General features: G+C 35.0%; 7 protein-coding genes. All 7 read right to left on the reverse strand.

What is annotated here, in order from left to right; genetic code table 11:
- Positions 1-11 precede the first annotated feature (11 nt).
- Complete coding sequence (locus SA378_RS03740; RefSeq protein ID WP_318524644.1) at positions 12-980, reverse strand: alpha-ketoacid dehydrogenase subunit beta; 969 nt, start codon at positions 978-980, stop codon at positions 12-14.
- A gap of 10 nt (positions 981-990) precedes the next feature.
- Positions 991-1,956, reverse strand: a complete 966-nt coding sequence (locus SA378_RS03745) for a thiamine pyrophosphate-dependent dehydrogenase E1 component subunit alpha (RefSeq protein WP_318524645.1) — start codon at positions 1,954-1,956, stop codon at positions 991-993.
- A 303-nt stretch (positions 1,957-2,259) separates the two neighbouring features.
- Positions 2,260-3,291 (reverse strand): L-threonine 3-dehydrogenase, encoded by a 1,032-nt coding sequence (gene tdh / locus SA378_RS03750; protein ID WP_318524646.1) that lies wholly within the window; start codon positions 3,289-3,291, stop codon positions 2,260-2,262.
- A gap of 99 nt (positions 3,292-3,390) precedes the next feature.
- On the reverse strand, positions 3,391-3,864 hold the full coding sequence (locus tag SA378_RS03755) for a PPC domain-containing DNA-binding protein (RefSeq protein ID WP_318524647.1): 474 nt from the start codon (positions 3,862-3,864) through the stop codon (positions 3,391-3,393).
- 96 nt (positions 3,865-3,960) lie between these two features.
- Complete coding sequence (locus tag SA378_RS03760; RefSeq protein ID WP_318524648.1) at positions 3,961-5,244, reverse strand: TRAP transporter large permease; 1,284 nt, start codon at positions 5,242-5,244, stop codon at positions 3,961-3,963.
- A 1-nt stretch (position 5,245) separates the two neighbouring features.
- Entirely contained in the window at positions 5,246-5,722 is a 477-nt protein-coding gene (locus SA378_RS03765; protein ID WP_318524649.1) for a TRAP transporter small permease, read from the reverse strand.
- Between the two features lie 76 nt (positions 5,723-5,798).
- The coding region (locus tag SA378_RS03770; protein WP_318524650.1) for a DctP family TRAP transporter solute-binding subunit at positions 5,799-6,712 on the reverse strand (914 nt) is incomplete at its 5' end.

Here is a 6,712-nt window from a genome sequence, read left to right on the forward strand (position 1 = left end):
TAAACCTGTATTTAAAACTTTTCTTTTATTTCTTTTGTTATTTTGTCCGAGTCTAATCTGTATTCTTTTTCCAGAGGTGGTGAAAATGGTACTGGTGTAAATGGCGCTCCAAATCTCATTATTGGCGCGTCTAAATATTCTAATGCGTTTTCTGCCACAAATGCTGCTATTTCGGATCCTGCTCCTCCTTGTTTTACAGCTTCATGTATTATTGCTAATCTGTGTGTCTTTTTTACTGACTCTAATATTGCTTCTTTATCGTATGGAACCAATGTTCTTAAGTCTATTACTTCTGCATGGATTCCTTCTTTTTCTAGTTTTTCTGCTACTTCATATGCTTTTTTCATTGCAATTGAATAGGATATTATTGTTATGTCTGTTCCTTCTTTTACTACTTTTGCTTTTCCTATTGTTACTAAGTATTCGTCTTCCGGAACTTCTCCTTTTTCTTTGTACAATATTTTATTTTCAAAAAATATTACCGGATTGTTGTCTCTTAATGCTGATTTTAACAAACCTTTTGCATCTGCGGGGTTTGACGGAGTAACTACTATCACTCCCGGTATGTTCATAAACCAGGCTTCAATGCTTTGGGAGTGCTGAGCGGCTCCGCATGATGACATTCCGTCAGGTGCTCTTACTACCATCGGTACTGTAGTTTGTCCTCCGAACATGTATCTTATTTTCGCCATTTGATTAAACAGCTCGTCCATAGCAACTCCCATGAAATCTGCAAAGTGCATGTCTGCTACCGGTCTCATTCCTGCCATTGCCGCTCCTACAGCTGCCCCGATTATTGCTGTTTCTGATATTGGCATATCCATTACTCTATCACCGAATTCTGCCTGCAGTCCTTTGAATTGTCCGAATATGCCTCCCTGCCTTACTATATCTTCACCCATTACAAATATATTTTCATCTTTAATCATTTCTTCTTTCATTGCTTCAAGAGTAGCTTGTGCAAATGTAATCTGTCTCATTTTTTCCTCCTTATACATACAAATCTTCGTATATTTCTGATGGATCCGGAAAATCGCTGTTCATTGCAAACTCTAATGCTTCTTTTATTTCTGTTTCCACTTTATTTTTTATTTCATCTAATTCTTCCTGTGTCAACAGTTTTTCTCCTAAAACCTTTTCTTCGAACCTATCGATTGGATTATTGTTATCATACACTTCCTGAACTTCCTCTTTTGTTCTGTATAATTCCGGATCTCCTACGAAGTGTCCTTTTATTCTGTATGTTTTTGCTTCCAGGAAAAATGGTCCGTTTCCTGCTTTTGTATATTCCAATGCTTCTTTAAATCCTTCGTAAACAGCGAATACGTCGTTGCCGTCAACTATTTTGCTTGGCATGTTGTATCCCGCTGCTCTTTTTGATATATCTTCCACCGATGTTGTTGTTTTGTATGGTGTTGTTGAAGCCCATTGATTGTTTTCGCACACATATATAACAGGTAATTTCCATACTGATGCTAAATTTAAAGCTTCATGAAATGTTCCTCTGTTTGAGGAGCCGTCTCCGAAAAATACAACTGACACATTGTCTTTATGTTGTTTTTTTATGGCCAATGCTGCTCCTGTTGCTAAGTTAAATCCTCCGCCTACTACTCCGTTTGCTCCTAACATGCCAACCGAAAAGTCTGCTATGTGCATTGATCCGCCTTTCCCTTTGCAAAATCCTGTTTTTCTTCCAAATATTTCTGCCATTACTCTGTTTAAATCTGCACCTTTTGCTATTGTGTGACCGTGTCCTCTGTGAGTGCTGGCTATGTAATCTTTATCATTTAAATTTGCGCATACACCTGTTGCTATTGCTTCCTCTCCTATATATAAGTGAACAAATCCGGGAATTTCTCCATCCAGGAAGTATCTTTCTATTGTTTCCTCAAATTTTCTTATCTTGACCATTTTATAATAAAACGTTTTTAGTAATTCCTTGCCATATGTCTCCATTTTGTCCTCCCTTATAGTTTATTGGTTAGCTTTTGATATCGTTTTCTTGAATAAAAAAGAACACCATAATCTCATTGCTTAATATTATATATGTAAAGGTTTGCAATAATTGTGCCAATTCTGCTTACCCGTGTATTTTCAACGTTTTGTAATTTTAAATTGTAATCGAGCAAAATATATGCTCAATTATTTCACATTTTGTTTATTTTTTTAGCATTCTTAATGTTGAAATATTTAGCATCTCATATTTTAAATTATATAATACAAGAAATGCAGCTTACTGCATCTCTTGTATTTTTTAATTTAAGGAACTAAAATAACTTTTCCGCCGATTCCTTTTTCAGAAATATCAAATCCTTCATCAAATTCCTCAAGTTTTAATACATGAGTTATAACAGGATCTATATTCAATAAACCTTTATCCAATAAATTTGACATTGTAGTCCATGTTTCAAACATTCTTCTTCCGTGAATTCCAATTACTGTTGCTTCTTTGAATATAACTTGTGAACCTAGTTCTATTTCCAAAGGTCTGGATGGTAAGCCTATCAAAGCAACTTTTCCGCCCTTTCTCAATCCTTTAAATCCATCAAGTATTGCAAAAGTATTTCCTGAAGCATCAATAAAAGCGTCAACTCCAACACCATGAGTAAATTCTTTTAATTTTTCAGCAGAGTTTACTACAGAAGAATTTATTATTTCTGTTGCGCCTAATTTTTTTGCAATTTCCAGTCTATATTCATTGATATCAACAGCATATATATTAACAGCTCCAAAAGCTTTGGCAGTGCTTATTGCCATTAATCCTATTGGGCCACAGCCTATTACAGCTATATTTTTTCCTGATGTTTGAATTTCCTCATTTGCTCTTACAGCTGTTCCTAATGGCTCAAGAACTGCACCAACATTAGGATGTATAGATTCCGGTATTTTTACTGCACATACAGCAGGGATTTTTGAATATTCCGCAAAACATCCATTAGTATGAACTCCGAATATTTTTAAATTTTGGCAAATATGTTGTTGCCCATTCTTGCATTGAAAACATTGTCCGCATGGTATATGTGTTTCACATGCCACATAATCACCAACTTTTAATGTTTTAACACCAAGTCCTACTTCAACAACTTCAGCACTGCACTCGTGACCTAATATTGTAGGAAGGTTAATGTTGTTGTTTTGTGCCCAGTTATTCCAATTATAAATATGTTGATCAGTTCCGCAAATAGCTGCAGCTTTAATTTTTATTAAAACTTCGCCTTCTTCCAGTACTGGCATTTCTACTTCTTTTAAAACTGCGCCTTTACCTGCATTTTCCTTAACTACCGCTCTCATAACGTTTTCTCCTTGCCGAATATTTTTCGAATAATTAAGGATACTGAAATTTCTTCTTCAATATCCTCAATTAATTTCTATCCTTAACAACATTTACAGCTATTTTATTTTGAATAATCTAAATCCTGTTTGTTCATCAAATTGTCTTATATATTCTGCGTTTTCAATTTCATGTATTACGATTTCAGCTGTGGCAGCAACACGGTTTCCGCCTTCTACAAAGTGACCGCCGTATACTCTCATATATTTATCACTTACCAGCATGTGAAGATGTAATGAAAGTTCACCTGTATCCTCAGTTCCTATAAGTCCTTGACCTGATAACATTTCTAAAGGTCCTTCTACATCTGTATTTCCGCTGTATACAAATCCTATTTTTCCAGCTTCATTCGGTATTGCAAAAATAAATCTTCCAGTATCCAAACTCCCTATCAAGCTTGTAATGTATCCGTTCTTAACACCATATTCTTTGCATATTTCTTTAATTCCGGTTAATAAATCTTCACCTCTTGGAATTCTTCCTACAATAACGCGTTTAATATTTGCTTCTTTCGTGTGTTCTCTAACGTTCATAATTACCTCCTGTTATAAAATAAGATGGATCAGAATAATCCATCTTATAAGTTTATTCATGATTTATGAATCTATAAGTTATTAAATTCAATTCAATTATTTAATTCCCATCATGTTTGGTAAAAACATAATTATATCTGGTACATAAGTTATCAAGAACAATACTGCCAAAGAAGCTACTAGATAAGGCACGACTGCTTTTGATATTTGTCCCAGTGTTATTTTAGAAACACCGCACGCAACATATAAGTTAACTCCAACCGGTGGTGTAATCATTCCTATTGCAAGGTTCATAGTCATAACAACACCAAGTGCAATTGGATCATATCCTAGTTGAGTTGCAACAGGAAGCATGATTGGTGTGAATATATAAAGTGCTGAAGGAGCATCCAAGAAACAACCTGCAATAAGCAATATAATATTTACTATTAACAGGAACATTGTCTTGCTGCCTGATACTGACAATAACAGCTGACTAGCCATGTCAGAAATTCCTGTCGTAGTACAGAACCATGCAAACAACCCTGCGCAAGCAACTATAAACATAACAACTGCTGAACCTACTGCTGAATCCACCATCAATTTATATAAATCTTTTATTGAAAGTTTTTTGTAAACAAGAACGCCTACCAAAATCCCATAAACTGCTGAAACTGCAGCTGCTTCTGTTGGTGTGAAGAATCCTCCGTAAATACCGCCCAATATGATAACAGGCATCATCAATCCCCAGATTGCATCTTTAAAAGCTAACCATCTTTCTTTAGCGGAAGCCTTAGGCTGTGGTTTGATATCCATATTTTTAGCCATCAATAAGCTGGCTATAATTAAAGCTGCGCCCATCAATAAACCAGGTACAATACCTGCCATGAATATTTTACCTATTGAAACACCTGCTATAGCGCCGTAAATAACGAATGGGATACTTGGGGGAATAATAATTCCTATGCCACCTGCCGTAGCCATGAGAGCTGAAGACATTCCCTTAGTATATCCTGCATTTATCATGGCAGGAATAACAATAACCCCCAGTGAAGCAACTGTCGCCGGGCCCGAACCTGAAATAGCGGCGAAAAAACATGATGTTATAACACCAACTATAGCAAGACCACCTTTTTTATGACCTACATAAGCATTAGCCAGATTTATCAGTTTATCTGATATTCCTGCTTTTTCCATAGTATTTCCTGCCAACATGAAAAAAGGAATTGCAAGAAGGGTAAACTTGCCGATATTAGCATATATAGTCATAGGAAACAAATCCATAGGTAATTCAGCTGCAAGCATGGCAACTAATGAAGATACGCCTAAACTTAAAGCAATAGGCACATTTAATAATAGCAATACTGCAAAGGAAACAAATAATATTGAAGCTATACTCATGTTATTTTACCTCCTTTTTCGGTTGTTTGAAAGCATTAATAGTCCATTGTGTAAATCTTATAAATATAAAAGCTGCACCTATTACTATATATGACCCAAACACTGCCTCTGGCCATCCAAGTGAAGGAGTTGTAATACCCATTGCTATTTCGCTTTGAACCATATCAATTCCAAATTTAAGTAATATTAATGAGAAAAATGCTGCTGCTACCCATGTGATTAAAGCGACATACTTTTGAATTTTTTTAGGAAGCAAGTCTGTTAACACGCTTAATCCTAAATGGCCACCAAGTTTTGCTGCTGTTGCTGCTCCTAGTAATGTTATCAAGATGAACGTTGATGTTGTTAATTCTTCAAGAAATGACATTGACATTCCTAGAAATTTTCTTGATATTACATTTAGAACCGTAATGAAAGTCATTACAGTTAACCCAAATGCCATGATGAAGTTCTCAAAATTACCGAAAAACTTTTTCATTTCTACCTCCGTTTTTCTAAAAAATTTTTCTAAGTCTTTAAAGACTTAGAAAAATTTTTATTAATGGTTGTTTTTACTATCTAAAAGCATCTATAAGATCTTTTCCCATAATTGGTTCATATTCAGTATATACTGGTTGAACCGCTTCTTTGAATACAGCCTTTTGTTCTGGCGTCAATGTATTAACTGTCATGCCACCATCAATAAATTCTTGAGTTTGTGTAGCAGCTTTTTCTCTGTTTATTTGTCTCTGGTAAGCAACCGCTTCTTTTGCAGCATCTTTTATAAGTTGTTGATCTTCTGCGCTGAAACTTTCAAACTTATCTTTGTTCATACCAAGGATGATTGCATCATATGAATAATCCCAAACTGTCATATATTTTTGAACTTCATTGATTTTTGATGAAGAAATAACGTCTGTTGGATTTTCTTGTCCGTCAATTGTTCCTTGTTGTAATGCTGTAAATACTTCACCAAAGTTCATTGTTATAGGGTCAGCACCTAAAGTTTTGTAAAGAGATATAAACATTTTAATTCCTGGTATTCTGATTTTCATTCCAGCCATATCTGCAGGTGATTCAATAGATTTCTTGTTGTTTGTTAATTGTCTGAATCCATTTTCACCATAGCCAAGACCTATTATGTTTTTTTCTAGCAATATTTTATTTAATGCTTCCCCAGCTTCTCCATCAAGCAATTTATCAGCAGTTGCAGTATCTGCGATTAAGAATGGTAAGCTTATAACTCCGAATCTTTCATCCATTACTGAATATATTATATTTGAGTGAAATGTTAAGTCTGTTGAACCTGACATAAGCATTTCAATACCTTTACTCTGATTTCCACCTGAAAGTTGATCATTTGGATATACTTTAACTTCAATTCTTCCGTTTGATTTTTCGCCAATTATTTCAGCGAATTTTTTTGCTCCTAATGTCCAAGTTGATGTGTCTGCAGTTGTAGTACTAAATTTTAATGTTACTTTCTCCC

It is taken from the genome of Sedimentibacter sp. (genome assembly GCF_033447055.1).
Lineage (GTDB): Bacteria > Bacillota > Clostridia > Tissierellales > Sedimentibacteraceae > Sedimentibacter.

Coding starts and splice junctions, on each gene's coding strand:
- tdh (WP_318524646.1), bottom strand. CDS start 3,291: ATGAGAGCGGTAGTTAAGGAAAATGCAGGTAAAGGCGCAGTTTTAAAA.
- SA378_RS03755 (WP_318524647.1), bottom strand. CDS start 3,864: ATGAACGTTAGAGAACACACGAAAGAAGCAAATATTAAACGCGTTATT.
- SA378_RS03745 (WP_318524645.1), bottom strand. CDS start 1,956: ATGGAGACATATGGCAAGGAATTACTAAAAACGTTTTATTATAAAATG.
- SA378_RS03760 (WP_318524648.1), bottom strand. CDS start 5,244: ATGAGTATAGCTTCAATATTATTTGTTTCCTTTGCAGTATTGCTATTA.
- SA378_RS03765 (WP_318524649.1), bottom strand. CDS start 5,722: ATGAAAAAGTTTTTCGGTAATTTTGAGAACTTCATCATGGCATTTGGG.
- SA378_RS03740 (WP_318524644.1), bottom strand. CDS start 980: ATGAGACAGATTACATTTGCACAAGCTACTCTTGAAGCAATGAAAGAA.